We start from the raw sequence: 26,656 nt of genomic DNA, 5'->3' as shown, positions 1-26,656 counted from the left end.
GTCAGGCGGCCTTTTCGCTACGGGCGTTGATTTGACCGATGACGCGGTTGTCAAGCAGCCGGGTTGTTCCGATCCGCACGAAGAGGGCGACGAGGATCGGGCCTTCGCCGGTGGCCGCCAAGGGTTTCAGAGTTTGCGGATCGCGCACGGCGACCACTTCGGGCGTGGCGAGCGGCTCGCGCGCGATGAAGTCGGTGAGGGCACTTTCCAGCGCTGCGGGATCCCGGACGCCCGCCGCGTAGAGGCGTTCGGCTTCTGCGAGCGCTTGCGGCACGATGACGGCAGCGGCGCGCTCATCGGCGGTGAGGTAGCTATTGCGCGATGACAGCGCCAGACCATCGACATCGCGCACCGTCGGGACAGCGACGACGGTCACCGGCTGCGCCAAATCCTCCACCATGCGGCGGATCAGGGTTACCTGCTGGAAATCCTTCTCGCCGAAATAGGCCTTGTCGGGCTGGACGATGTTGAAGAGCTTGGTCACGACGGTGGCGACGCCGGCAAAGTGGCCGGGACGCACAGAGCCCTCGAGTTCGGTGCCGAGGGCCGGCACGTCGACGACGGCTTCCATCGGTCTTGGATACATGTCTGAAGGCGTCGGGGCGAAGAGATAATCGACCCCGGCCTTGCGCAGCATGGCGCTGTCACGCTCGAAATCGCGGGGATATTTCTCCAGGTCCTCGCCGGCGGCAAACTGCAGCGGATTGACGAAGATCGAGGTGACGACGATATCGTTTTCGCTCCGCGCCCGGCGAACGAGTTCCAGGTGTCCGGCATGCAGATAGCCCATGGTCGGCACGAGGCCGATGCGTCGTCCGGCGCGCAGATGCGGCATAAGCCTGGCGCGCATCTCCGCAATGGTGCTGGTCACATCCATAGATCACTCTCCCCACGCAGGGCGAAACCGAAGTCCCGCGAGCCGGCCATGCATCCCATCCACGAAACGGCAGGCTCTCCTAGCGCGCCGCGCTGCCAAACGCAATTCGGCGCTTCGCCCGGAACCTGCGCTGCCAACCACGGAATGAGCGGCGACTTAGCATTTTCGTCAGCTTTTTGCGGTTATGTCGTCGGATGGCGAAGATCGTGGCTTTGGCGGCATATTTCTATCAGGCGGCGGTGGCATTCGGGCTGCTGATCGTCGTCGCCCACTGGCTGTCGCCTGCGGATTATTCTGCCTATTCGCTGTTTATCTCCATCAGCCAGTTTGCCGCGATCCTCTGTTTCGAATGGATACGCTTTGCCTGCAGCCGGTTCTATCCCGGCCAGACGGGGAGCGAGCCAACAGAACGGCGCGCGTTGAAAGTCGAGTTTGCCACTTGCGCGCTTATCTGTGTGGTCGCGGCTGCGGGGTCGATCCTGTTTGCCGTGCCTGTCGGCGTGGCGCTGGTTGGCGGTCTTGTGGCGATCTTTCAAGGCGCGAGCGACCTGCACCTGACGATGTTGCGCTTCCGCCAGGAATTTCGCACCTTTTCGAGGCTTCAGGGATCGCGCGCCACAATCCTCGCCGTGGGCACGCTCAGCGGCGCGCTGTTGGCCCCGACCTTCATGGCGGCGGTCGGTGGGCTGCTGGCCGGCTATGTGGTCTATACGCTGCTGGCGGTGGCGCTGACCCGCCGCGTCTCACCGGAGCGGGCAAGCTTCGACGCTGCCGTTGTCCGAAAGCACTTCATCTACGGTAGCGTCGCTGCCGGCGCCTCGGTCGTCGGCCTGCTTGCGCCGCTCGGCCTGAAGGCGATCCTGACGGCGGTGCTTGGGCCTACGGCTGCTGCCGGGGCGCTGCTGGCGCTCGATCTGCTGCAGCGGCCCTTCGTGCTCATCGTCTCGGCGCTGCAGGCGATCCAATACCCCGATGTCGTGGCACTTTACGATCGGGACGGCGAAACCAGCGCTTTCAAGGCGCAACTCGGCGCCTATTACTCGCTGCTGACCGGCTTTACGCTGATGACGGCTGCCGGCATTTTTGCCCTTCTGCAACCCATCGGCCTATTCGTTATCGCGCCTGCTCTCCGGGACGGTTTCATGAGTGCTGCACCCTTCGTCGTCGGCCTGGCGCTTTGCCGGGCGCTGACGCTCAACATGCTGCCGACACCTGCGCATCTTCGGCACAGGTTGCTGTCGATTTTCCTGCTATCGGCCGTCGATTGCCTGTTGCTGAACGGCGGGACGCTGGCAACTTCAGCAATGCTTGGCGATGCAAGCGGGCCGTTGATGGCGGGCGGCATGGTCGGTGCACTTTTGGCCATGGTGGTTGGGTTGAAGGTGCTGGTGACGCTGCCGTTCGAGTTCGTCTGGCAGCCAGTGGCTTTTGCGGCAGTGGGGCTTGCCATCCCGGTCGTGGCCACTGCCGGCTACGGGCAAGCGCTCTGGTCCTCGGTGGCTGTCGGCGTGGTCGGCGGCGGCGTCTTTTGCCTCGCCGGGTTGTACAGCTATTTCAGGCGGCTGTTTAGCGCGGCGGCAACCTCCTAGTCATGGCTTACAGGGCGGCCAGCATCTCGAGGATGCGGCCGGCGCTTGTATCCCAGGAAAAACGTCCGACATTGATCCGGCCGGCATCCTGCAAAGACTGGCGCAGGGATGGCTCGTCGCAGATGCGGCGCATCGCTTCGGTCAGTTCTTCCTGTCTGGTCGGATCGAAATAGAGGGCGGCCGTGCCGCAGGCTTCGCGCACAGCCGGGATATCTGCCGCGAGGACCGGGCAGGCTTGCGTCATGGCCTCCAGCGGCGGAATGCCGAAGCCTTCGTAGAGGCTCGGGAAGACGAAGGCGGTCGCATGGCGTTCCAATGCCACGATCTCGGCATCGGTCAGCCTGCCGGGATATAGGATGCTACCGGTCGAGGCCGCGTCCTTCGATTTGAAAACGCTCGGCGCACTGCCGCCGACCACGACCAGTTTCTGGCTGGTGTTGCAAAGGGCTTCGAAGGCGCGGATGGCAAACTCCAGGTTCTTGTTGGGCTTCATGGTGCCGACCAGCAGGAAGAAGCCGTTCGTGGAGAGGCCGAGCCGGTCGATGATCCCGGTATCCGGCGCAATGGCGGCAAAATGATCGACCGCGTTGTAAACGACATCAATACCGGCGGCCGGCACCTTGAAGACAGAGGCGAGTTCGCGGCGGGAAAATTCCGAGACGGTGCCGATCTTCGCCGTCCGCGTCAGGGCAAAGCCGAGAGCGGCGTGCAGCAGCCGATAGCTGCGTTTGAATGAGCCCGGATGGCGGAAGATCGTCACGTCATGAATGACAACCGCCTGGCGCCGGTGCAGCAGCGGGCCGCTGCCGCCGAAGCCCAGCAATCGGCCTTTGCGGGCATGAGCGTAAAGCGCCGTCTGTTCCCACAGGTGCCCGGGCCCCGCGCCGAATGCATCGACGCCGATGGCCTGAAGATCGAGGTCAACGGCGGTACCAGCGGGGACGGCGAGACGCCAGTTAACCTCTTTAAGGGCATCTGGCACGGTGCCGGCTGCGATCCTTGCATCCAGCGCCAGTGTCAGTTCCCTTGCGAAGCGTTGCACGCCCGAAAGGGGCTGCGTCAGAAAGCGGCCGTTGATGGTGATGGTTTGCACGGCAATGGCCCCATGGCGTTTCCGCCACATTCGGCGATCTTCGTGAAGGAAGGTTTAGCGCCTCCGCCGATCGCTCAGGCGTTGAGCGCCTCGGCGCTGTCGATGATCGCCACGCCGCGCACGCGCATTTCGTCGATGGCGGCTTTTACGCCGGCAGGGTCGATGCCGCGGCTGGCGTCCTCGATGAAGCGCACCCTGACGCTCGGCAGCATCTCGACGGCATCGATGGCGGAGAACTTGACGCAGTAATCGGTGGCGAGGCCGCAAAGATCGAGTTCCGTGACCTGTCGCTCGCGCAGATAGTCGGCGAGGCCGGTCAGGGCCGCCTGATCGTTGTCGCGGAATGCGGAGTAGCTGTCGACTTCAGGGTTCTGGCCCTTCTGCTGGATGAAATCGATGGCGCCGGCGTGGAGGTCGGGATGGAGGGCGGCGTCCGGGGTATCCTGGACGCAATGGTCCGGCCACATCATCTGCGGCTTGCCGGAGAGCATGCCCATGTCGAAAGGGTTCTTGCCGAGATGGGAGGAGGCAAAGCTGCCATGGCCTTCGGGGTGCCAGTCCTGCGAGGCGACGACAAGGTCGTACTTGCCGCTGTCGATCAATCTGTTGGCGACGGGCACGATCTCGTCGCCCTCTCGAACGGCGAGGTTTCCGCCCGGGCAGAAGCCGGTCTGGATATCGATCAGCAGCAGGGCCTTCATCGTCACGTCCTTCCATCCATGTCTTGGTGCACGATGCCAAGACGGCACGGAAGGATCAAGTGTTTTGCGCCCCGCACAGGGTGCGAGGCGCAATGGGTTCAGGGTCTCAGCGCAGCTTGTGACCCTTGATGCCGTAGAATGCGATGTAGATGTAGCAGAGCACGGGCATCAGGAAGGCGAGGTGGATGCCAATGGTATCGGCAAGACCGCCCTGAATGACCGGCAGGATGGCGCCGCCGACGATGGCAAGGCAGAGGATGCCGGAGCCCTGGCTGGTGTATTTGCCGAGGCCTTCGAGCGCCAGGCTGAAGATCGTCGGGAACATGATCGAGTTGAACAGCCCGACCAGCAGCACGGCCCACATGGCGACATGTCCGGTAGTAAGCACGGTGATGAGCAGCAGGATGGCAGCGAGAGCGGCGTTGAATGCCAGAGCCTTGCCGTCATCGACGTAGCGCATGGCTACGGCGCCGATAAAGCGACCGATCATGGCGCCACCCCAGAAATAGGCGACGTAGTGGGCAGCATCCGATTCCGACAGGCCGCCAATGTCGGGCTGGCTGAAGAAGTTGACGAGGAAGCTGCCGATGCTGACTTCAGCGCCAACATAGAGGAAGATGCCGACGGCGCCGAGGACGAGATGGCGATACTGCCAGGCCGATCCGGTATCGCCGGGCTTGTTGACGGTTTCATCGCCCTGGACGTTCGGCAGCTTTAGCGCGGCAAAGACGGCTGCCAGCACCAGAAACGCGATGGCAAGGATCATGTAGGGGAATTTGACCGTGCTGGCTTCAGCCAGATGGATGGCGTCGAGCTGTTCCGGCGTCGCGGTGCTGAGATCGGCTGTTGCCGCCGAGAGGATCAGGAAGGCGCCAAAGATCGGCGCGATGGTGGTGCCGAGCGAATTGAAGGCCTGGGTCAGCGTCAGGCGGGCAGCAGCCGTTTCGGGCTTGCCGAGGACGGTGACATAGGGGTTGGCGGCAACCTGCAGAACGGTGACGCCGGCGGCGAGCACGAAGAGTGCGCCGAGGAACAATGCGTAGATGCGGTAGCTGGCGGCGGGGATGAACAGCGCGCATCCGATAGCGGCAATGACGAGGCCGACGACGATGCCCCATTTGTAGCTGATGCGCTTGACCAGAGCGCCGGCCGGCAGCGAGACGATGAAGTAGGCGCCGAAGAAGCAGAGCTGGATGAGCATCGATTGCGTATAGTTCAGCTGAAAGACGTTTTTCAGGTGCGGAACCAGAATATCATTCAGGCAGGTGATGAAGCCCCACATGAAAAAGAGAGAGGTGAGCGCAATAAGCGCAAATTGATAATTCTGTCCCGCCGGCGCCTTGGCACCTTCGGAGACAGCGCTGTTTGTTGTTATACCAGCCACTTTATTGATCCTCAAAACTGTTGTCGCCGCGCCTGAAACGTTTCAGGCCCTGCCGGGCGGCAGATTGGCAGCGGCCCGCTGAAAATCCGCAAAAGAGCGCGGGAGGCAGGGCCGTAGGCGACGATATAAAGCAGTCAGCGACAATTGGTAGCACCGCAGCATTGTGTTTTTTGCAGTGCAGCATAGCGTCAGGATTGAGGCTTGGGGGTGTCGAACCGGTGGCGGCTGATGGTAATTCAGCGGCAGAGTAGGGTACTGAAACTGCGCTAAGTTGTTGCTTCTTGGCCGTTTTTCTGTTGTCTACTACAAGCGTCAGATGATCATAAGACCCGAAAATACCAGCGACATTCAGCCAATCCGCGTGCTCGTCACCAGCGCATTCGACGGCGCTCCTCACAGCGACGGAACGGAAGGCGCTATTGTTGAAGGTCTTAGAGCCGGAGGCGCTTTAACGGTGTCGCTGGTGGCAGAAAAGGATGGAGAGATTGTCGGCCATGTCGCCTTTTCTCCGGTCGAAATCCATGGCCAAGCCGTCAACTGGTACGGGCTCGGGCCGGTCGCCGTGCGACCCGACAAGCAGCGACAGGGCATCGGAGCGAGGCTTATCGAAGCTGGACTTTACCAGATAAAAACCCATGGCGCGGCTGGATGTGTCGTCCTCGGCGACCCCGGCTACTATGCCCGCTTCGGGTTCAAGGCTGACCCCGCTTTGCACTTTCCCGGAGTCCCGGTGGAATATTTCCAAAGACTCGACTTCGGAGATGACACGCGACAAGGCGTTGTCGTTTATCACAGGGCGTTCTACGGAACCTGACCGCTGCCTGCGGGAATGTTCCTAGCTGAACGACAGGAGAATGACATGTCTGGCCTTGACCTCGAGCTTGTCATCCAGCCTAGCGATGACGATTACAACGCAATTCGCCAACCGCTGATCGACTACAATGCTTCAAAGGTGGATGGGCCCTGGGGCCCGCTCGCAATCCTGCTGCGCGACGAGGCTGGCACGGTGCGGGGTGGTCTATGGGCGAGCTACAGCTACGACTGGCTTTTCGTGGAACTGCTCGTGGTCCCCGAAGCCTTTCGTGGCCAAGGCCTTGGTGCCAGGATGCTGCAACAGGCGGAAGGCTGGGCCAGAGAGCGAGGCTGCGTTGGCGTCTGGCTGGATACGTTCAGCTTTCAGGCGCCAGGCTTCTACGAGAAGCAAGGCTATACCGTCTTCAGCGTGCTCGATCACTACCCCCGACAAACGCAGCGCTTTTTCTTGTGCAAGATGCTGTGATTTTTTCTCGAGGACTGCGGATCAGCTTCTATGGATATGCAAGGTGGTGACACCGTCGGCCGGTCATAATGCTGCACCTTGACAATTATCCGGTACCTTACCATCGCTAGCTTTATCGCAAAGGTCGCGTGTCTGCTTCGCTTGGAGCGGCCACGGCTGCTTCGGTGAGTGTGTTGCAGCGATCAGTTGAACCAACCGCAAATTGCAGTCATTCTGTCCCCACCCTGACCTTGTCATGCTGAACAAGCACCTTATTTGGTGCCTCTGAAGGTGCGATGAGCAGACAGGCTGGATGGGGGGACATCGATAATGCGCGTTGCAAAAAGGTTGCCTCTCCGGAAGTATCGTCTCCTGATTGCCCTCCTTTTTGCAAACATATTATCGTTTTTCTGCGTAACGCAGTTCGCCAACGCAGGCATTTTTGACGCCTTTGGCAGCAGGGCCGTCTTCTGCCAGCCTAAAGATCGACAATGTGTCCTCGATGTAGCACTCGACATAGCGATCAAGGATTTCAGCAGCCGCGATCCGATTGCCGAAGCCGCTCCACATGCAACGCGGGCCGGCAGGCTTTATGCGCTTGTTCCGCCAGATCAGTGGCAGGCGGTTCGGCAACGCTGGCAGGCGGCGGGAGCAGATGAGGCTTTCTTCGCCACTCTAGACAAGACCAGCTGGCCTCTCCTTCCATCGGACTGGCTGACTGCTGACCTCCTTGAGGAAGCTTTGGACAGCCAAGAGGGGCCTGATAGGACGAACTTTGCCGACTTCGTTGAGTTCGCCTTTCCCGTTTTGCTTAAGAAAGAACGCGCGGCTACGCTTTCTCTTTGGGACGAGCACGTAGAGATGCTCTGGAACGATGCGTTCGATACCGTCACGCTGGTTTTCGACTGGATGGCAAATAATGATGTGGATGCGCTGGAGCGTTATGCCAGCCGCTATAATTTTCCGCAGTCCGCGACTTATGATCCGAGGGAGGGGCTGAGCCGGGCCGCTGCACGTTTCTGTGATAACGGCAATCATGAGCCAGGGGAGCGCATCCTCGCACTGCTTGAGAAGGAGAAGCAGGGCTGGAAGCTGGAGAGAGAGAAACAGGCGATAGACTGGTCTCGGCAGACCACTGGTGTGCTTGCTTGCCGAGGCGAGCAGGCTGCGCTTGACCTTGTTGATCCTGTCCTGGCGCAGATGCAGACGGATGTGCGCGAGGCCAAAGAAAAATACAAGAACCCGCAGGAACAGGCCTTCGTTGTTGGCGTGATCCGCAGCGAAGTTGCAGAGGGTCTGATACAACCGCTTGCGTTGCACTTCGAAGAGGCCGGTCAACACGATCAGGCGGTGAAGGTGTTCGCCCGACTGCCTGTACAGCAGTCAGCGATGATGCTCAGCGACATTGCTGAAAAGGGCATTTATGGCATGGAGTTCCTTCAGCAGTCGTTTGCCGAATTTATGGAGGTTCACCGTGAAGATGCCTTCTACGATACCGACAGAAGCAAGGCACTGACTTGGTATCTCGAAAAATATGATGGCAGCGAGGCGGGGCCGGGCCTCGAACGTGAGGCCGAGGCGATCGACATGGCTGGCGAGATCTGGCCCAACCCTGTAGCGCGGCAGGCCGCTGAAAAGGCACTAAAGACGCTTGCCGATAGGGCTAATGAAGATCGTCGGGCGAAGCAGAGCGCGCTTGATCGAGCACGCCTAAGGTTGGGGGCGTTCGAAAAACGCAGGCGGGGTTGCGAGATCCCTGACACCGCGCTCACGGAAATGCTTGCCAATGCTGGCGGCTATGATTTTGCTGAGCAGCGCAGCGAGATGTTGATCGACTACCTGAGCTATCTGGATACAGACAAGAACGGCGAAAGCCGCGGGGATTGCATTATTCATTAAGGCGGCGGCGCAATTAAGACGCAGCGATCACGCCCAGCCCTCAGGTGCCGTGTCGTCCTACATTTTGCCACACCGCTTCAATATTAGGTCCTGATTGCGCCAGATCGTTGGATATCGTATCCCGGATATATCGTCGAGATCTTGGATTACCTAAGGCTAACGGCGAAGCAGGACGGTTTGCGGAATTCGTTGGACGCAGAGCTAAATAGCTATTCTTCGAATTCGTAAAATGTCCCCAACGGGCCGACATCCGCCACGGGGTTACTCGCCACAGCGCGCTTCCGCCCTCACACCCTCTCCACAAACCCATCCAGCACACGCTTCTGGCCGGCCCTGTCGAATTCGATGGTCAGCTTGTTGCCTTCGATAGCTGAAATATTGCCGTTGCCGAACTTGATGTGGAAGATGCGTTCGCCGACTGCGAAGCGGGAGGGAGTGTCGGTCGTTGATTTCGCCACCAGTTCGCCGTCGATGGTGCGCGCCTTCGGGCCGCTTTCGCCGTAGCCGATGCGCTCGACTGCGTGGCCGGAGCGCGAGCCCCAGTTGTCGCGCGTTGCATCGGTCTTGTTGGCCTGGGCGCGTTTCCAGCCCGGCGTGCCGTAGCTGTTGGAGAAGGGCTCGGCCTTGTCGAAGCGTGACTGGCCGTAGGCGCTGCGTCCATAGCCGCCATAGGATTGCTCGGTCTCGGCGACGGACACGTGTGTATTCGGCAACTCGTCGAGGAAGCGGGAGGGCAGGGTGGATTGCCAGAGGCCGTGGATGCGGCGGTTTGAGACGAACCAGATGTGGCAAAGGCGTTTGGCCCGCGTCAGGCCGACATAGGCAAGCCGTCGTTCCTCTTCGAGACCCGCCCGTCCACTCTCGTCGAGCGAGCGCTGGTGGGGAAACAGGCCTTCCTCCCAGCCGGGTAGGAAGACCGTCTTGAATTCCAGTCCCTTGGCGGAATGCAGCGTCATGATCGAGACAGCATCGAGGTTCTCGTTGTTTTCGGCATCCATGACCAGCGAGACGTGTTCGAGGAAGCCGCGCATGCTCTCGAAGCTGTCCATCGAGCGGATCAGTTCTTTCAGGTTGTCGAGGCGGCCCGGCGCTTCAGCCGACTTGTCGTTCTTCCACATGTCGGTGTAGCCGGATTCCTCGAGGATCTGCTCGGCAAGCTCCGTGTGGGGTGCGTTTTCGAGCCGTTCCTGCCAGCGGCGGACGGACATCACGACGTCGTACAAAGCCTTGCGCGGCTTCGGCTTCATCTCGTCGGTTTCGATGATGTCGGCTGCCGCGGCCAGCATGGGTATATTGCGGGCGCGGGCATAGTCGTGCAGGGCGCGCACCGTTGTGTCGCCAAGACCGCGTTTCGGCGTGTTGACGATGCGCTCGAAGGCGAGGTCGTCGGCCGGCTGGCAGACGAGGCGGAAATAGGCCATGGCGTCGCGGATTTCCATGCGCTCGTAAAAGCGTGGGCCGCCGATGACGCGGTAGTTGAGGCCGAGCGTGACGAAGCGGTCTTCGAACTCGCGCATCTGGAACGAGGCGCGCACGAGGATCGCCATGTCGTTCAGCGCGTGGCCGCCGCGCTGCAGCTGCTCGATCTCTTCGCCCAGCGCCCGGGCTTCCTCTTCCGAGTCCCAGGCGGCGTGAACCTGAACCTTGGCGTCCTCGGGATCGCTGCGGTCGGTGAAAAGCGTCTTGCCGAGCCGGCCTTCGTTGTGGGCGATCAGATGGGCAGCCGCGCCGAGGATGTGTTCGGTCGAGCGGTAGTTGCGCTCGAGCTTGATCACCTTGGCGCCCGGGAAATCCTTCTCGAAGCGCAGGATGTTGTCGACCTCGGCGCCGCGCCAGCCGTAGATCGACTGGTCGTCGTCGCCGACGCAGCAGACATTCTGCATCTCGCCCTTCGGCCGCTGGGCGAGCAGCCGCAGCCACATGTACTGGGCGGTGTTGGTGTCCTGATACTCGTCGACGAGGATATAGCGGAAGCGCTGGTGATAATCCTTCAGCACATCCGGGTTCTGGCGGAACATGGTGATCGGATGCAGCAGCAGGTCGCCGAAATCGCAGGCGTTCAGCGTCTTCAGCCGCGCCTGGTAGGCAGCGTAGAGTTCGCGGCCCTTGCCGTTGGCAAAAGCACGGGCATCGCCCTCGGCAATATCGGGCGGTGTCAGGCCCTTGTTCTTCCAGCCGTCGATCATGCCGGCGAATTGCTTTGCCGGCCAGCGCTTGTCGTCGAGGCCCTCGGCCTGGATGATCTGCTTGATCAGGCGAACGACGTCGTCGGTATCGAGGATGGAGAAATCCGATGTCAGGCCGACCAGTTCCGCGTGACGGCGGAGCAGCTTGACGCCGATCGAGTGGAAGGTGCCGAGCCATGGCATGCCTTCGACTGCGCCGCCGACCAGCAGTGCAACACGCTCCTTCATCTCGCGCGCCGCCTTGTTGGTGAATGTCACCGACAGGATCTGGCTGGGGAAGGCGCGGTTCGTCGACAGGATATGGGCGATGCGGGTGGTGAGCACACGGGTCTTGCCGGTGCCGGCGCCGGCGAGTACCAGCAGCGGCCCCTCCAGCGTCTCGACAGCCTCTGTCTGCTCGGCGTTGAGGCCTGCGAGGTAATCCGGCACGCGGCCGACATCGCGCGCTGCCATGGCGCGGGCGGCAATGCCGCCGGCAGCTTGCGGACGCGCTGCAGCCGGCTCGTGGCGCCTCGGCTCGGCGTGCTCGGGCTCTTCGTCGAAGAAGGGAATGTCGTCGTGTCCTATCGTCATGTCGCGTAATGTAGTGATTCGGAATCGAAAGGCCAGAAAAGATGTTCTGCTTTCATTCCCTTATTGCCATCCCGCCCGCTATCGGAGCCGCCCCAGCGCGCGATTCGGAGACGGCAGGGCGCGGTGACGTGTCGTCGTCCGCGCGGCAATGTCCCTGCGCATCCACTACGGCCTATGGTTCGCTACGACGCTCATGGGGCAAATCTGTGCGTTGACAAGGGGCTGTCATTATTTTTCATGATATTGCCGCAATCCTTGATACACGTCTCGTCATCGAAGCAGAGGCCCTCGTCCATGATCAAGAAATTCGTTCTACTCGCCGTCTCGGCTGCCTTCCTGAATGCCTGCACGACCACCGATCCCTACACGGGCGAGCAGAAGGTTTCGAACACTGCGGGTGGCGCTGCCATCGGCGCGGGGCTCGGGGCGATTGCGGGCCTTGCCGTCGGCGGCTCCCCGGTCGGACGGCGCAACGCGGCGCTGATCGGCGCAGGCATCGGCGCTCTCGCCGGCGGTTCCATCGGCAATTACATGGACCAGCAGGAATCGGAGTTGCGTCAGCAGCTGCAGGGCACCGGCGTTTCCGTCACCCGCACCGGTGATCGCATCATTCTCAACATGCCGTCGGCCATCACCTTCGATACCGACCAGTATTACGTGAAGCCGGAGTTCGACCAGACGCTGAACTCGGTGGCAATCGTTCTGCGCAAGTTCAACAAAACGCTGATCGACGTCAACGGACATACGGATTCGACCGGCAGCATGCAGCATAATCAGGAGCTCTCGGAGCGTCGCGCAGACTCGGTCGCCGGCTATCTCGGCACCCAGGGCATCGATCCGCGCCGCGTCTCCGCCGTCGGCTTCGGCCCGACACAGCCGGTCGCCAGCAACGCGTCGGAAGCCGGCCGCGCGCAGAACCGTCGCGTCGAAATCCAGATAGCGCCGATCACCCAGAACGGCTGATTGCCTATAGAGGGCGTGCGCAGGCAGGACCCGCGCCGCCCCTGGTAGGCTGAACTCATGCCGTTAGAGGTCAGAGGTCCTGTGCGCGCGCGAGCAAATCGGCCCAGCGTTTGACGTAACCGTTGACGACGGGCGGGTGCAGGCCTGCAGAGATCAGCTTTTGTTCAAGGCCATGCACATCGAAGGCTTCCAGAAGGGTGTCCTTCGGATAGAGCCTGAGCGTGTAGGTAAACATCTCCTCCCAGCTCCGCCGGACCCTGACGGATTCATCTTCCAGATGCGGGCGATAGCGGGTGACGAGCTCATCGAGGGTCATGGCCTGTGCTCCCGGATACTACCGTTTGCGCCCACGGCCCAAGGCCTGTCCGGACTCCTTGGCCAGGTCTGCAAATCCCGGCGGCTTGCTTTTGATCCACGCCACGAAAGTCTGCACAGCCGGATCCTCGAGAATTGCCTCGATCGTGCTGAACTTCTTGGCGAGTTGGCTATCCGTGAAGATCGCATGGATCTGGTTGTGGCAGACGCGGTGCAGGTAGACGGTCTCCTTGCCGCCCTTGCTCTTCGGGACGAGATGGTGGGCGTCCTTCTGATCGTCCGGGATCACGCGCTCGCAGAGCGGGCAAATCGTTGGCTCCGGCTCCGCGTTCGATGAGTCAAAGTCGTCTCTGTTCTTGCGGGCCATCTATCCTCGGTCAATTTTTCGAGCTGGTGCTGTCGTGCATTCGTATCGTTTCGATCGATGCAGGCGTCTCCCGCAGATATCGCTTCTGACGGAATGGAGCAACGATCTTGCGCAGTCGTCTCAGCCTCGCATTTGCGACGCACTGTACCTTGCCTATGACAGCCTGACGTGCTCGGCCAGAAAATCCAGCAATGCACGAACTCGCGCTGGCACAGGGCCGCCTTCGCCGATATAGACGGCGTGGAACGCCTCGATGTCGTCGGGATTGCAGTCGTCGAGCACGACAAGCAAGCGTCCAGCGGCGACATCGTCCCGGATCGTGAAGCTTGCCAGTCGCGCCAGGCCGCCGCCGGCCAGGCAGAGATGTCGCATGGCCTCGCCATCGCTCGCCTCGATCGTGCTGACCAGCTTTTTCGCGACGCACTTGCCGTCCACCAGCAGCGGCCAGCCGGCGACGGCTCGCCGGTATGAAAAAGCGATCTTCCGGTGTCTGTCGAGATCGGCTGGCGTGCGCGGCGTGCCATGTTCCTCGAGATAGTCCGGCGTGGCGACGATCGCCATCGACGTGCCACCGAGCTTGCGCGCGACCAGCTGCGAACTCTTCATCGGACCAGCCCGTATCGCGACATCTGCATTTTCGGCCATGAGGTCGACGACCGCGTCGGTAACGGTAATCTCGAGTGTGACTGCGGGATAAAGCCGCAGAAATTGCGGGACGAGCGGCGCAAGAACATGATTGGCGAAAGATGCGCTGGTGTTGATGCGTATGCGGCCGATCGCCAATTCTCCGACCGAGGCGTTGCGTTCCGCCTCGGCAATGTCGGCAAGTATCCGGACGCTGCTGTCGTAGAAGAGGCTGCCTTCCGTTGTCAGCTGCAGCGTGCGAGTGGAGCGATTGAGCAGCCTCGTGCCTAGCCGTCCTTCCAGCCGCGTCATGAGCTTGCTGATTGCCGAGGGGGTGAGGCGGCTGGCACGGGCGGCAGCCGAAAATCCGCCGAGATCGACCACCCGGACAAAGATCTCCATTTCGCCTGAACGGTTTACGTCGGTTTTGCTCACTATGAATTCAATTCATGAATGCTGATCGTTGCGGCAGTCTAGTTCACATCGTCTTTGCAATCTACCTTTGACGAAACGCAGGAGACGACAATGGAATACAGATATCTCGGCCGATCCGGCCTGAAGGTCCCCGCCTTGAGCTTTGGCGCGGCGACGTTTGGCGGCAGTGGCCCGCTGTTCGGTGCCTGGGGGACGACGGATGTCGTCGAAGCCCGCCGCCTCATAGACATCTGCCTGGAAGCTGGCCTCAACCTGTTCGACACGGCGGACGTCTATTCGGCCGGCGCCTCGGAGGAAGTGCTGGGGCAGGCGATCCGTGGCCGCCGCGACAGCGTGCTGATATCGACAAAGATGGCGCTGCCGATGGGCGACGGACCGAACGATGCCGGCACCTCGCGCTCGCGGTTGATCCGCACGACAGACGATGCGTTGCGCCGGCTCGGCACGGATTACATCGATCTGCTGCAGCTTCACGCATTCGATGCCCATACGCCGGTGGAGGAGGTGCTGTCGACGCTGGACGATCTCATCTCAGCGGGAAAGGTCCGCTATGTCGGCGCCTCGAACTTCGCCGGATGGGAGCTGATGAAATCGCTGGCGGCAGCCGACCGGGGCGGCCATCCTCGTTATGTCGCGCACCAGGTCTATTATTCGCTGGTCGGCCGCGACTACGAATGGGAGCTTATGCCGCTTGGCGCAGACCAAGGTGTCGGCGCGCTGGTCTGGAGCCCACTCGGCTGGGGGCGGCTGACTGGCAAGATCCGCCGTGGCCAGCCTTTGCCGGAAGGCAGCAGGCTTCACCAGACGGCAGAGTTCGGGCCGCCCGTGGATGAAGACAAGCTGTTCGATATCGTTGATGTCCTCGACGGGATCGCCGGGGAAACCGGCCGTTCGGTGCCTCAGATCGCCATCAACTGGCTGCTCAGCCGGCCAACCGTCTCGAGCGTCATCATCGGGGCTCGAAACGAGGAACAACTCCGGCAAAACCTCGGCGCTGTCGGCTGGAGCCTCACCAGCGAGCAGATTGCCCGCCTCGATGCGGCAAGTGCTGTCGCCGCGCCTTACCCCTACTATCCATACCGCCGGCAGGAGGGATTTGCGCGGCTCAATCCGCCGATGTTGCCTTAGGCTCCCGCCTCACAGCATCCCCAGAAACTGTTTCAGTTCCGGCGTTTTGGGGTTGCTGAAGAACTCTTCCGGCGGGCCGATTTCGTGGACGCGGCCTTCGTGCATGAAGACGACGCGCGAGCAGACGTCGCGGGCGAACTTCATCTCGTGGGTGACCATCAGCAGCGTCATGCCTTCGGATGCGAGTTCGCGGACCACGGCCAGCACTTCCGACACGAGCTCCGGGTCGAGCGCCGAGGTGATCTCGTCGCAGAGCAGCGCGATCGGCTGCATCGCCAGCGCCCGGGCGATGGCGACGCGCTGTTGCTGGCCGCCGGAGAGCTCGTCGGGATACGCATCGAACTTGTGGGCCAGGCCGACCCGCTCGAGCATCTTTCGGGCCATAGCTTCTGCATCAGCCTTGGACGTCTTCCGCACCACCGTCTGCGACAGCATGACATTGCGGCCGGCCGTCAGGTGCGGAAAGAGATTGAACTGCTGAAAGATCATGCCGACCTTCAGCCGCAGCGCCTTCAGATGCAATTCGTCGGGCAGGAACTGGGCACCGGCGACGGAGATCGAGCCGTCATCGATAAGTTCTAGGCCGTTGATGCAGCGTAACAGGGTGGATTTCCCCGAGCCGCTCTTGCCGATGATGGCGATGACCTCGCCGGGTTCGACGTTTATGTTGATGCCCTTCAGAACTTCGTTGCTGCCGAAGCTCTTGCGCACCTCAGTGATTTCGATGAGCGACATTGAGCTTCCTTTCCAGGATCTGGCTGCTTTTCGACAGAGGCCAGCAGAGGGCAAAATAGATGAGGGCGACGAAACCGTAGACGGTGAACGGCTCGAAGGTGGCATTGGTGATGGCGGTGCCGGCCTTCGACAGTTCGACGAAGCCGATGATCGATGTCAGCGCCGTGCCTTTCACCACCTGCACGGAAAAGCCGACGGTCGGCGGCACAGCGACGCGCAGGGCCTGTGGCAGGATGACATGGCGCATCTGCTGGGCGTATCCCATGCCGAGGCTGGCAGACGCCTCCCACTGGCCCTTGACGACGGACTCGACGCAACCGCGCCAGATTTCAGTAAGGAAAGCGGCCGACCAGAGGATGAGCGCGACGCCGGCGGCAAGCCAGGCCGGGACGTCGATGCCGAACAGCCCCATGCCGAAGAAGGCGAGGAACAGCTGCATCAGCAGCGGCGTGCCCTGGAACAGTTCGACGTAGTATTTGACGAAAATGCGCGCGATGCGCCGCTTCCCCGTGCGCAGGTAGAGCAGCACCATGCCGAGCAGGCCGCCGCCGACGAAGGAGACCAGCGACAGGAGGATTGTCCAGCGGGTAGCGTAGAGAAGATTGCGGACGATATCCCAGGTGGTGAACTGGATCATCGGGTGCTCCCGCGCGGAAAGAGGATGCGGCCGAGGCCGGACAGGAGCTGGCGCAGGATGATTGCCAGCAGCAGGTAGATAGTCGTCGAGACGAAATAGGCCTCGAAGGCGCGGAACGAACGCGACTGGATGAAATTTGCGGCAAAGGTCAGGTCTTCAGCAGCGATCTGCGAGACGACGGCGGAGCCGAGCATGACGATGATGATCTGCGACGACAGGGCCGGCCAGATGCGCTGCAGCGCTGGGACGAGGATCACATGCCAGAATGTCTGGAACGGCGTCATCGCAAGGCTGGCGCCCGCCTCGAACTGGCCGCGCGGTGTCGCCTGAATGCCGGCCCGGATGATCTCGCATCCATATGCGCCGAGATTGATGACCATGGCGAAATTGGCTGCCTGCATTTCCCCGAGCTTGATGCCGATGCCGGGCAGTCCGAAGAATATGAAGAACAGCTGGACGATGAAGGGCGTGTTGCGGATCAGTTCGACATAGGGAACGACCAAGGGCCTCAGCCAACGGGGGCCGAGCGAGCGGGCCCAGGCGCAGGCTATGGCAAGCCCGATGCCGAAAACTGCGCCGACGGCGGTCAGTTCCAGCGTGATGCCGACGCCCTTGATCAGCATGGGGTAGTATTCGCCGAGCCAGGCGAAGTCGAAATGGTAGTGCATCCAGGTTCCTCCGCTTCCGGTGGGGAGGCCGACGCCGCAAGGGCGCCAGCCTTTGTCAGGGAGCGGTCAGAGGTCTGCCGGGATGTCCTGGTGCAGCCATTTCTGGGTGATCTTGTTCATCGATCCATCGGCCCTGCCAGCCGCGATGATTTCGTTGATCTTGCCCTTGAGTGCGTCCTCGTTCTTGTTGAGGCCGATATAGCAGGGCGACTTGTTCATCAGGAACTTCAGTTCCGGACGGTTCGGCGGGTTCTTCTCGAGGATCGCAGCGGCAATGACGTTGCCTGTCACGATAACCTGGACCTGGCCCGAGAGGAAGGCCGAGATCGTGCCGTTATTGTCCTCGAAGCGCTTGATGATTGCATCCGGCGGGGCGATCTTCGTCAGGGCGAGGTCCTCGATGGCGCCGCGGGCCACGGCAACGGTCTTGCCCGAGAGATCGGCAGCGGACGTGATCTTCAGGTCGGCGGGGGCAAAGGCGCCGTTGAAGAAGGGCGCATAGGCGGAGGTGAAGTCGATGACCTTCTCGCGATCCGGGTTCTTGCCAAGGCTGGAGATGACGATGTCGGCCTTGTTGGTCTGCAGGTAGGGGATGCGGTTCGGCAGCGTCACCGGCACCAGTTCGGCCTTGACGCCCAGTTTGGAGGCGATGAGTTTCGCCATGTCGATGTCGAGTCCCTGCAGTTCCATGTCCGGGCCGACAGTGCCGAAGGGCGGTGCGTCCTGCGGCACGGCAACGCGGATCGATCCACGGGCGGCGATGTCGCTGAGCGCGTCTGCGCGCGCCGCATGGGGAGCGGAGACGGTGCCGACCGTCATCATCGCGAGTGCGGCCATGAGGAGGAACTGTTGGCGTTTCATAGGCTTGTCCTTTTAAACTCGAATGAAAAATCAAGAAGGCCTACGCAATTCGCGTGCCAGACGATGAGCGCCGGGACTGGCGCGATGTGGCGGGTCCGGGCTCTCCGACGAGCCGAAAGGCGGCCTGCCGCAAACGCACATGCCGCGATTTTGTGCAATATTTCGGTTCTCTAACGCTGCAGCGGTTGTCGGTCGCAGCCGCAATTCCGATCTGCCGGAGAGCAAGGTCCGGTGTCGTTCCATGAGACCGCTGGACCCGACGTTGGGCTGGACAGGACGGATCGCTTGTCTCATAGAAGCCCTTCGGGGCCTTACAGGTCCTGCCGAGATCGCATGGGAGATCACGCAATGGCGCTGGCGGATGCAAGAGCTGGAACACGCAACGAGGCGGGCGTTGCTGCCGTTCTCGGCATTCTGAAGCAGGCTTTCGGCGACCGTTTCCAGACGGGTGATGCCTTTCGTGCCCAGCACGCGCACACCACCACATACATTCCCTCGCAGCTGCCCGACGGCGTGCTTTTTGCCGAGAGCAGCGACGACGTCAAGGCTGCCGTGCGCGCCTGTTCCGAGCACAAGGTGCCCGTCATCGCGTTCGGCACGGGCTCGTCGCTGGAAGGCCAGATCAATGCGCCAAATGGCGGAATATCGATAGATATGAGTCGGATGAACAAGGTTCTTGCAGTCAATGCGGAGGATCTCGATTGCGTCGTCGAGCCGGGCGTGACGCGCGAGGAGCTCAACGTCTACCTGCGCGATACCGGCCTGTTCTTCCCCATCGATCCAGGGGCCAACGCCTCGATCGGCGGCATGACGTCGACCCGCGCATCCGGCACCAATGCGGTGCGCTACGGGACGATGAAGGACAATGTTCTGGCTGTGACCGCTGTAACGGCGTCCGGCGAGGAGATCAGCACCGCTCGCCGGGCCCGTAAATCCTCCGCCGGCTACGACCTGACCCGCCTGTTCGTCGGATCCGAGGGGACGCTCGGCATTCTGACCTCGGTGACGCTGCGGCTGCAGGGTATTCCGCAGAAGATCGCCGGTGGCGTCTGCGCCTTCCCGACCATCAAGGCGGCCTGTGACGCCGTCATCATGACCATCCAGATGGGCATTCCCGTTGCCCGCATCGAATTGCTGGACAGCATGCAGGTTCGTGCCTGCAACCGCTACTCCGGCCTGTCCTATCCCGAGCGGCCGACCCTGTTCCTGGAATTTCATGGCACGGAGGAAACGGTGCCGCTGCAATCGGCTGAATTCGGTGAGATCGCTGCCGAATGTGGCGGGGACGAGTTTCAATGGACCGTCAATGTCGAGGAGCGCAACAAGCTCTGGAAGGCCCGTCACGATGCGTACTGGGCCTGCCGCGCGCTTGCGCCTGAATTGGCGGCTTTGTCGACGGACGTCTGCGTGCCGATTTCGAGGCTTGCCGAGTGCGTCGTCGAAACACAGGCCGATATCGAGGCGCATGGACTGCTGGGGCCGATCGTCGGGCACGCCGGTGATGGAAACTTCCACGTCCTGCTGCTGTTCGACGACAAGACGCCCGAAGGTGTCGCCGTTGCCGAGGGATTTGTCGCGCGTCTCAATGCGCGGGCGCTGTCGATGGACGGCACCTGCACGGGCGAACATGGCATCGGCCAGGGCAAGATGGCGTTTCTCGAGCAGGAGCTCGGCGGCGCCGTCGACCTGATGCGCCAGATCAAGCGCAGTCTCGATCCCGATGGCATATTCAATCCCGGCAAAATCTTTCATGCAGACTGAAAAATGGAATATTACCATGAGTTTGCCTTGCCCCCGACGCGAATGGCGCTAGTGTCGTGACGGGCATGAGGAATGGAGATTCAACGCGTTGTTAGGCAAGGTCCTGGTCTTTCTGGGTGGCGTTCTGGTGGTGGTGCTGTTCGTGGCGCTGCTGGCGCCGCTCTTCATCGACTGGACCGGATTTCGGCAAAGTTTCGAGGAACAGGCCAGCCGCATCATCGGCAAGAAGGTCACCGTTCATGGTTCCGTCGATGCCCGCCTGCTGCCGTTTCCCTCAGTCACGCTGCATGACGTGCGCGTCGGCCAGGAGCCGGACGGGACGCCGATTGTGCAGATTTCAGAATTTGCGATGGATGCCGAGCTTGCGCCTTTCCTGTCTGGCGAGGCGCTGATCTTCGACATGCGCATCTCCCAGCCGAAGGTCCGCCTGCGGCTGCTGAAGGATGGCACGCTGGACTGGATGCGCGGCAGCCAGTCGGAAATTCCGGCGAAATCCGTGGTGCTGGAAAACGTCCATGTGGATGGCGGATCGGTCGAGTTCATCGACGAGCAATCAGGGCGCACGCGCCATATTACCGATCTCAATGCCGAAATGTCCGCGAAATCGCTGGCCGGCCCTTGGCGGGTCGAAGGCGAGGCAGCGCTCGATGACGAGCATGGGAAGTTCACCATCGCCAGCAGCCAGCCCGATGACAACGGCGTGCTGAAGGTCCGCACGCGCCTGGTGCCGCAGAGCCATCCCGTCAGCATCGATCTCGATGGCGAACTGAAGCTGGTGGCGAGCAAGCCCGATTACCTTGGTACGTTCTCGGCCGGCATTGAAACCCGGCAGGCACGCAAGATATCGGGCGACGCTAAATCGAGCGAGCCGCGTGCCAAGGGCAAGTTCGAACTCACCAACGACCGCATTCGTATTCCCGAATACCGCCTGGAGCTCGGTGCTTCCGACGACCCTTATGTCATCACCGGCGAGGCAACGCTCGATACGGGGCCAAAGCCGGAGTTCCTGCTGACGGCGGACGGACAGCAGATCGATGTCAACCGGCTCGGAAATCAGGGCAGCGAAGGCAAGACGACGCGCAACCCCGCAGTTTCCGCGCGGCAAAGGCTGAGCAACCTCATTGCCATCGCAGCCGAAATACCGGTGCCTCAAGTGCCTGGCAAGGCAACGGTACGCCTGCCGGCAATCGTTGCCGGCGACACGACATTGCGCGACGTGCAGCTCGATCTCGAACCAGCGGGCGCCGGCTGGACCGTCGACAAGGCAGTCGGCACGCTACCCGGCCGCACGCAAGTGGAAGCCAAGGGCAAGTTGCTGCTGCAAGGCGACCCGAACTTCACCGGCAACCTGCTGGTGGCCTCCAGCCAGCCTTCGGGGCTCGCCACTTGGCTGTCTGGCACCGTCGATCCGTCCATTCGCGAGTTGAAGGCCGCCGGCTTTTCCGCCGACGTCAACCTGACCCATTTACGGCAGCGTTTCGACAACCTCGAGATTGCCATCGGCGATGCGACGCTGAAAGGGCGGCTGGATCGTCAGCTGCCGGAAAACCAGGCGCCGACGCTGGCTGTCGATCTCAATGGCGATTCCCTCGATCTCGACGCGCTGCGCGCCCTGACCGGCCTGTTTACCGGACAGGAACCGGGTGAAAACATTCTCGATCACAAGATCAACGCCCATCTGAAAGCAGACAAGTTTTCCGCCTTCGGCATAGCCGCCAGCGATGTCGAGACTACGTTCGGAATTGCCGATGGAGCCCTGAAGCTCGACAAGCTGTTCGTGCGCGACGTTGCCGGCGCAGAGATTACCGCCACCGGGCGCGCGTCAGGCTCTCTGCTCGAATACAAGGGATCGGGCGAAATCACCTTCAAGGCTGCCGACCCGACGTCGTTCTTCACGATGCTCAGCCAGCACCTGCCGCATCACCCGGTCGTCGACCGGCTTGTGCGCAATGGTGCATGGTACGGCAACACGGCCCTTCGCGGAGCACTGACGCTGGGCGGCGACCAGGGCAACGGGCTGGCACTGACGCTGGCCGGCGTTTCCAACGGCAGCCGCGTCAACCTCGATTACCGCATGTCCGACCTTCTGGCGCTGACCGGCAAGGGTACGACGACGCTTGAGGCGACGCTTGAGAATTCGGTCACTTCGATCCTGTTCGGCCAGGCGGGCCTCGATCCGCTGCCCGTCGATGCCGATGCCAACGGACGCCTGACTCTGAAGGTGTCGGCGACCGATAACGACCCGGCCGATGCGGCCCTGACATTTGCCACCGACAAGACGTCGTTTACTGCCAACGGCAAGGTCGATGTCCGGCCGGCGACATTTCTCAACGGCACGATGGCGCTGTCAATGGAGAGCGCCGATCTCGATCCGTATCTGGTCATGAACGGCATCGGCATGCCGCAGATGGGCACCGGCCTGCCGGCGAAACTCCAGATCACCGCGACGATCGATTCGGACAAGGTGGCGTTCTCCGACATCAAGGGGCAATTCGCCAGCAACGGCGTGACCGGCAAGCTGGCCTTCGACCGCAAGGCGGCCAACATCAAGGCGAGCGGCGACATTGCCATGACGGAAGCCGATCTCGGGTGGCTCGGAGAGGCCATCTTCGGCCCGATGACGGACCCGGCCGATGGCAACCTGACGAGGGCCAAGCTGGGACTGCCGATGTTTACCGGCACCGACATCAATGTAAAACTCTCGGCTCAGCAGATGTGGCCCGGCATTTTCGGTCCCGTATCCGATTTCACCACCAACATGTCATACAAGGGCGATGCCCTGCAGTTCAACGACATGGCAGGCAAATGGAGCGGTGGAACGATCGGCGGTCGCCTGCTGCTTGCCAACAATGATGGCAATGCCTTGCTGCAAACGAAGATCGATCTCGGCAATGCCGATCTGGCCGTCATCGGCTGGCAGCGCGACGGCGCCCCTGTGGCGACCGGGAGGGCAGGGCTCTCTCTCAACATGGAGGCAAGCGGCAAGAGCGTCAGCGACCTCGCGGCCTCGGCGAGCGGCTCCGGCCAGGTGATGCTCGGCGAAACGCGTATTCGTGGTCTCAATCTCGGCATCCTGCCATCGCTGTTGTCGGCCACCGACCAGATCCAGGGCGCCGTCACCGCCGACAAGGTGGAGCCGATCGTCCAGACGCTGCTGAACAACGGCGATGCGGTGTTGAAGCCGCTGACGATGCCGCTCAATATTTCGGGCGGACGGGTGCGGATCGACAATCTCGTTGCCATGACCGATACGGCCAAACTGACCGGCAATGCCGATATCAACCTGTCCGACGAGACCATCCGCGGTGCGCTCGCCATTTCTCTAAATGCCGGCGCCGATGCTGTCAGTGGTGCCGATCCGGCCCTGCGTCTCGGCTTCACTGGGCCGCTGGCAACACCGACCCGCAGCGTCGATTCCAGCGCTGTCACCAGCTTCCTGTCCTTGCGGGCCTTCGAGCGCGAACGACGCCGGGTCGAGCGGCTGCAATCTGGTGTGCTGGAAAAGCAGCGGTTGAGGCGCGAGGTGGCGCTCACGAAATTCGCAGCCACCGAGCGCGATATCAAGCGCCAGCAGGATGCAGTCATCGAGGAGCAGCGCAAGGCCGAGGAGGAGCGCCTGAGAATGCTGGCCGAACAGGCCGAGACGCAGCGACAGGCGGAGGCGGCGACGAAAGCAAAGCTGCAGGCGGAAGCCGATGCCGCCGCCAAGGCTGAAGCTGACGCTGCGGCCAAGGCACAGGCCGAAGCGCAGGCGCAGGCGGAAGAAAAGGCGAAGGCCGATGCCGCCGTAAAGGCCAAGATCAAAGCGGCAACGAAGGCACGTGCTGAGGCCTTGGCCAAATTTCAGGCAAACGAGGCGGCACGGGCTGAAGCTGAGGTCAAGGCAAAAGCCGATGCCGAACAGAAAGCCAAATCGCAGCAGCAGCCACCTTTACCGGCACCGCTGACTGTTCCGGATTTTTCCACTCCACCGCAAAAGTTCTGATCAGGCGGGGCAGTCGCTGGTCGTCACTCTTTTCTGGCAGCGTCCTTCAGCCATTGTAGGACATGGAGCCTCAGCGCTGACGACAGGTTGCTTTCCGGAGATCTCCTATCGTCGATTTCGGCGATAAGTGCGGCCTGCGACAGGCCACGTGCATTGGCAATCAGCTTCAGTTCGTCCCAGAAACCATCCTCCAGCGTGAAGCTGGTGCGGTGGCCATGGAGCGTGGCGGAGTGTTTGCGGATCATGATGGCCTGGTGGACGCTTTTTCGGAAACGACTGTAAATCGATCGACCGGACGTATTTGACTGCGTGGACCCGCCAAGCTTGCGGCTTATTTGTCAGTCGACGGCTGCTCGATATGTCCGTCGTCCAGCGCCTTGCTAGCCTTGTCGTTGAGCGTTGTCGTCAGCTTCTTTTCGCTCTTGGTGCGGCCGAAAGTGATGCGGTTCTGCTCGGCCTGCTTCTCCTTGTCGGAGCGTGCCTGCTGCTTTCGAAACTGTTTCAGGTTGACGATCTCTGCAGTCATCGATCCGCTCCCCAACGCATCGCCTGGGGCCGTGATTTCACTGTTTCTTGCGAAATGCATCCAGCGACACGACGGAGCCGGGCTTCTTCGGCTCGCTTTCGTTGGTGGCGATGTGCTCGACCGGTGTATCCGTATTGACGGGATATGCGGTGATCTCGCCACTCGGCAATTCTTCCTCGTCGCTGAGAGGCACGTCGAATTCGAGCTCGAAATTCACCGACGGATCATAGAAACCGCGGATGGCGTTGAAAGGCACCACCAGCTTTTCCGGTACGTCAGAGAACGACAGGCCGATCTCGAAATGGGTTTCGGTGATCTTCAGCTCCCAGAACTGGTGCTGGATGACGATGGTCATCTGCTCCGGATACTTCGACTTCAGATGCTGGGAGATGCGCACGCCAGCGGCGCCGGTCAGGAATGTAATGAAGAAGTGGTGGTCGCCGGGCAGGCGGCCGGTCGTGCCGACCTCGGTCAGAACCTTACGGATAACTCCGCGCAGAGCGTCCTGTGCCAGAATATCGTAGCGGATATGATCCTGCCCCATGCTTTCCCGTCTTTCGTTGGCCGTCTTCAAGGCTCTATGCCACAGCAGGCGGATTCGGAAAACCCCCGACGCGCGAGTCATGTCGACCGACCATACATGATTTCCGAAAAAGGGAGAAGGTGGAGGTTTCTGTTGCCAGGTACCTCCGAACCCCGCCTTAAGGTGCGAACCTTCAGGACTTGATTTGAAGTGTCACACTGCGATTAAGCAGCGAGACGAGCTTCCGCATAGTTGGTGTTTGCAACTACAGATTTAGTCCGATAACGGTGGTACAATGCCGGGCAAAAAGTAGATCTTTACACCCTTGTCGATCCTATTTCGCCCCCATCAAAAGCCGATCATCTCTGGCCAGTTTTTGGTGGAGGCGCCGGGTACCGCCCCCGGGTCCAATAGGTTTATTACATCGCTCATTTATTGCCATAGCCGGTCCGAAAACCGGCAATACCGATATAGTGTCTTCTCGTGCCCGAGGGAAGACCTCGTGGCAAAATTGCTTGGCATTTTCTTGATCGGCGTCGAAACTGGGGGAGAAGTCGGTCCCGATTGCTGGCATGGCTTGGTTTTGAGGCGCGGCGACGTTACGAAACTGGCGACGCAAAAGGATTTCTCACATGGCCCGGCATCCCGAATACCAGTACCTGGATCTGCTGGAACACCTTCTGGAGAAGGGCGACCGCCGCATCGACAGGACCGGCGTCGGCACCTTGTCGACGTTCGGCGCGATGATGCGCTTCGACCTCTCCGATGGAAGTTTCCCCGTCTACACCACGAAGCGGGTGTTTTGGAAAACGGCCGTGAAGGAAATGCTGTGGTTCCTGACCGGGCAGACTAACATCCAGTCGTTGCTGCGCGAAAACGTCCGGATCTGGACCGACTGGCCGCTCGACAAATATCGGAAGGCAACCGGCGACGATATTTCGCAGGAGGCCTTCGAGGAGCGCGTGCTCGGCGACGACGCTTTCGCCCTTGAGTGGGGCGACCTCGGGCCAGTCTACGGCAAGCAGTGGCGGCGGTGGCTGGATGCGGACGGTCAGGAACACGACCAGATCGCGGCCGTCATCCAGACACTGAAGTCCAATCCCTCCAGCCGGCGCATGCTGTTCCACGCCTGGAACGTCGGTGAACTCGACCGGATGGCGCTCAGCCCGTGCCATATGACGTACCAGTTCTATGTCAGCAATATCGCAGACGAGGGCGCCCCTGCGGGGTCGGGCAAGAAAGGCAAGCTTTCGCTGCTGGTCGGCCAGCGCTCCTGTGACGTCGGCCTCGGCAATCCTTTCAATCTCGCCCAGCAGGCGGCGCTGGTTCACATGGTGGCCCAGCAGGTGGACATGACGCCGGGCGAACTGATCTGGGTCGGGGGAGACGTGCACCTCTATCTCAACCACGTCGATCTGGCCCGCACGATCCTCAGTCGCGAGCCACGGCCGTTTCCGAAGCTCCGTCTGCTGCGCCATCCAGACAGCATCGACGACTATCGCATCGAGGACTTCGAGGTCAGCGGCTACGATCCGCATCCGGCCATCGAGGCCCCGGTCGCGGTGTAG

The 26,656-nt window shown here is 61.4% G+C and carries 24 protein-coding genes and 1 other RNA gene; 9 read left to right on the top strand and 16 right to left on the bottom strand.

The features are described 5' to 3' along the window. Window position 1: 1 nt before the first annotated feature. Entirely contained in the window at window positions 2-877 is an 876-nt protein-coding gene (gene panC, locus EQW76_RS04175; protein WP_142823175.1) for a pantoate--beta-alanine ligase, read from the bottom strand. Between the two features lie 206 nt (window positions 878-1,083). Here panC and EQW76_RS04170 point away from each other — a divergent pair, with 206 nt between their 5' ends. Then, entirely contained in the window at window positions 1,084-2,466 is a 1,383-nt protein-coding gene (locus EQW76_RS04170; RefSeq protein ID WP_224127726.1) for a hypothetical protein, read from the top strand. Window positions 2,467-2,473: 7 nt separating this feature from the next. Here EQW76_RS04170 and EQW76_RS04165 read toward each other — a convergent pair whose 3' ends face one another. The 3 genes from EQW76_RS04165 to fucP form a co-directional block, all read right to left on the bottom strand. Then, on the bottom strand, window positions 2,474-3,559 hold the full coding sequence (locus EQW76_RS04165) for a glycosyltransferase family 1 protein (protein ID WP_142823173.1): 1,086 nt from the start codon (window positions 3,557-3,559) through the stop codon (window positions 2,474-2,476). A gap of 74 nt (window positions 3,560-3,633) precedes the next feature. Continuing rightward, window positions 3,634-4,260, bottom strand: a complete 627-nt coding sequence (gene pncA, locus EQW76_RS04160) for a bifunctional nicotinamidase/pyrazinamidase (protein WP_142823606.1) — start codon at window positions 4,258-4,260, stop codon at window positions 3,634-3,636. Window positions 4,261-4,366: 106 nt separating this feature from the next. Further along, window positions 4,367-5,644, bottom strand: coding sequence for an L-fucose:H+ symporter permease (gene fucP, locus EQW76_RS04155; RefSeq protein ID WP_142823172.1), 1,278 nt, complete (start codon window positions 5,642-5,644; stop codon window positions 4,367-4,369). A gap of 316 nt (window positions 5,645-5,960) precedes the next feature. Between fucP and EQW76_RS04150 the strand changes: the two genes are divergently transcribed. The 3 genes from EQW76_RS04150 (at window position 5,961) to EQW76_RS04140 (ending at window position 8,801) form a co-directional block, all read left to right on the top strand. Continuing rightward, a complete protein-coding gene (locus EQW76_RS04150) occupies window positions 5,961-6,458 on the top strand; it encodes an N-acetyltransferase (RefSeq protein WP_142823171.1) in 498 nt (165 codons plus the stop codon). A 45-nt stretch (window positions 6,459-6,503) separates the two neighbouring features. Then, on the top strand, window positions 6,504-6,923 hold the full coding sequence (locus EQW76_RS04145) for a GNAT family N-acetyltransferase (RefSeq protein ID WP_142823170.1): 420 nt from the start codon (window positions 6,504-6,506) through the stop codon (window positions 6,921-6,923). Between the two features lie 309 nt (window positions 6,924-7,232). Beyond that, on the top strand, window positions 7,233-8,801 hold the full coding sequence (locus tag EQW76_RS04140) for a hypothetical protein (RefSeq protein WP_142823169.1): 1,569 nt from the start codon (window positions 7,233-7,235) through the stop codon (window positions 8,799-8,801). A 287-nt stretch (window positions 8,802-9,088) separates the two neighbouring features. Here EQW76_RS04140 and EQW76_RS04135 read toward each other — a convergent pair whose 3' ends face one another. Then, window positions 9,089-11,560, bottom strand: a complete 2,472-nt coding sequence (locus EQW76_RS04135; protein ID WP_142823168.1) for a UvrD-helicase domain-containing protein — start codon at window positions 11,558-11,560, stop codon at window positions 9,089-9,091. A gap of 294 nt (window positions 11,561-11,854) precedes the next feature. Between EQW76_RS04135 and EQW76_RS04130 the strand changes: the two genes are divergently transcribed. Further along, on the top strand, window positions 11,855-12,523 hold the full coding sequence (locus tag EQW76_RS04130; protein WP_142823167.1) for an OmpA family protein: 669 nt from the start codon (window positions 11,855-11,857) through the stop codon (window positions 12,521-12,523). A 70-nt stretch (window positions 12,524-12,593) separates the two neighbouring features. Here EQW76_RS04130 and EQW76_RS04125 read toward each other — a convergent pair whose 3' ends face one another. The 3 genes from EQW76_RS04125 to EQW76_RS04115 all read right to left on the bottom strand — a co-directional run bounded on the left by EQW76_RS04125 (window position 12,594) and on the right by EQW76_RS04115 (window position 14,264). After that, complete coding sequence (locus tag EQW76_RS04125; protein WP_142823166.1) at window positions 12,594-12,839, bottom strand: hypothetical protein; 246 nt, start codon at window positions 12,837-12,839, stop codon at window positions 12,594-12,596. A gap of 18 nt (window positions 12,840-12,857) precedes the next feature. Then, window positions 12,858-13,205 (bottom strand): HNH endonuclease, encoded by a 348-nt coding sequence (locus EQW76_RS04120; protein WP_142823165.1) that lies wholly within the window; start codon window positions 13,203-13,205, stop codon window positions 12,858-12,860. A 153-nt stretch (window positions 13,206-13,358) separates the two neighbouring features. Beyond that, on the bottom strand, window positions 13,359-14,264 hold the full coding sequence (locus EQW76_RS04115; protein ID WP_142823164.1) for a LysR family transcriptional regulator: 906 nt from the start codon (window positions 14,262-14,264) through the stop codon (window positions 13,359-13,361). Window positions 14,265-14,354: 90 nt separating this feature from the next. Between EQW76_RS04115 and EQW76_RS04110 the strand changes: the two genes are divergently transcribed. Beyond that, a complete protein-coding gene (locus EQW76_RS04110) occupies window positions 14,355-15,392 on the top strand; it encodes an aldo/keto reductase (protein ID WP_142823163.1) in 1,038 nt (345 codons plus the stop codon). Between the two features lie 9 nt (window positions 15,393-15,401). On the opposite strand, the gene EQW76_RS04105 is transcribed toward EQW76_RS04110, so the two are convergent. From EQW76_RS04105 to EQW76_RS04090, 4 genes are all read right to left on the bottom strand, one after another. Continuing rightward, a complete protein-coding gene (locus tag EQW76_RS04105) occupies window positions 15,402-16,127 on the bottom strand; it encodes an amino acid ABC transporter ATP-binding protein (protein ID WP_111222883.1) in 726 nt (241 codons plus the stop codon). Then, window positions 16,105-16,764, bottom strand: a complete 660-nt coding sequence (locus tag EQW76_RS04100; protein WP_142823162.1) for an amino acid ABC transporter permease — start codon at window positions 16,762-16,764, stop codon at window positions 16,105-16,107. Before EQW76_RS04100 ends, EQW76_RS04105 begins: the two co-directional genes overlap by 23 nt. After that, window positions 16,761-17,432, bottom strand: a complete 672-nt coding sequence (locus EQW76_RS04095; protein ID WP_142823161.1) for an amino acid ABC transporter permease — start codon at window positions 17,430-17,432, stop codon at window positions 16,761-16,763. The genes EQW76_RS04100 and EQW76_RS04095 overlap by 4 nt, the downstream gene beginning before the upstream one ends. A 66-nt stretch (window positions 17,433-17,498) precedes the next feature. Further along, window positions 17,499-18,293 (bottom strand): transporter substrate-binding domain-containing protein, encoded by a 795-nt coding sequence (locus EQW76_RS04090; protein ID WP_142823160.1) that lies wholly within the window; start codon window positions 18,291-18,293, stop codon window positions 17,499-17,501. A 348-nt stretch (window positions 18,294-18,641) separates the two neighbouring features. Here EQW76_RS04090 and EQW76_RS04085 point away from each other — a divergent pair, with 348 nt between their 5' ends. Then, entirely contained in the window at window positions 18,642-20,054 is a 1,413-nt protein-coding gene (locus tag EQW76_RS04085; RefSeq protein WP_142823605.1) for an FAD-linked oxidase C-terminal domain-containing protein, read from the top strand. Window positions 20,055-20,142: 88 nt separating this feature from the next. Next, a complete protein-coding gene (locus tag EQW76_RS04080; RefSeq protein WP_142823159.1) occupies window positions 20,143-24,039 on the top strand; it encodes an AsmA family protein in 3,897 nt (1,298 codons plus the stop codon). A 23-nt stretch (window positions 24,040-24,062) separates the two neighbouring features. Here the strand turns inward: EQW76_RS04080 and EQW76_RS04075 are convergent, their stop codons facing one another. From EQW76_RS04075 to ssrA, 4 genes are all read right to left on the bottom strand, one after another. Continuing rightward, a complete protein-coding gene (locus EQW76_RS04075) occupies window positions 24,063-24,284 on the bottom strand; it encodes a ribbon-helix-helix domain-containing protein (protein WP_142823158.1) in 222 nt (73 codons plus the stop codon). 86 nt (window positions 24,285-24,370) lie between these two features. Then, on the bottom strand, window positions 24,371-24,565 hold the full coding sequence (locus EQW76_RS04070; RefSeq protein WP_142823157.1) for a DUF4169 family protein: 195 nt from the start codon (window positions 24,563-24,565) through the stop codon (window positions 24,371-24,373). Between the two features lie 37 nt (window positions 24,566-24,602). After that, window positions 24,603-25,109, bottom strand: a complete 507-nt coding sequence (locus EQW76_RS04065; protein WP_142823604.1) for an SspB family protein — start codon at window positions 25,107-25,109, stop codon at window positions 24,603-24,605. Window positions 25,110-25,227: 118 nt separating this feature from the next. Beyond that, window positions 25,228-25,588, bottom strand: a transfer-messenger RNA (tmRNA) gene (gene ssrA / locus EQW76_RS04060). Between the two features lie 132 nt (window positions 25,589-25,720). Between ssrA and EQW76_RS04055 the strand changes: the two genes are divergently transcribed. After that, window positions 25,721-26,656 (top strand): thymidylate synthase, encoded by a 936-nt coding sequence (locus tag EQW76_RS04055; RefSeq protein ID WP_142823156.1) that lies wholly within the window; start codon window positions 25,721-25,723, stop codon window positions 26,654-26,656.

The sequence above is a fragment of the Rhizobium sp. rho-13.1 genome (genome assembly GCF_007000305.1).
Taxonomy (GTDB): domain Bacteria; phylum Pseudomonadota; class Alphaproteobacteria; order Rhizobiales; family Rhizobiaceae; genus Rhizobium; species Rhizobium rhododendri.
The sequence above is the reverse complement of the archived record's forward strand: the minus strand, read 5'-3'. Positions and strand labels throughout refer to the sequence as shown.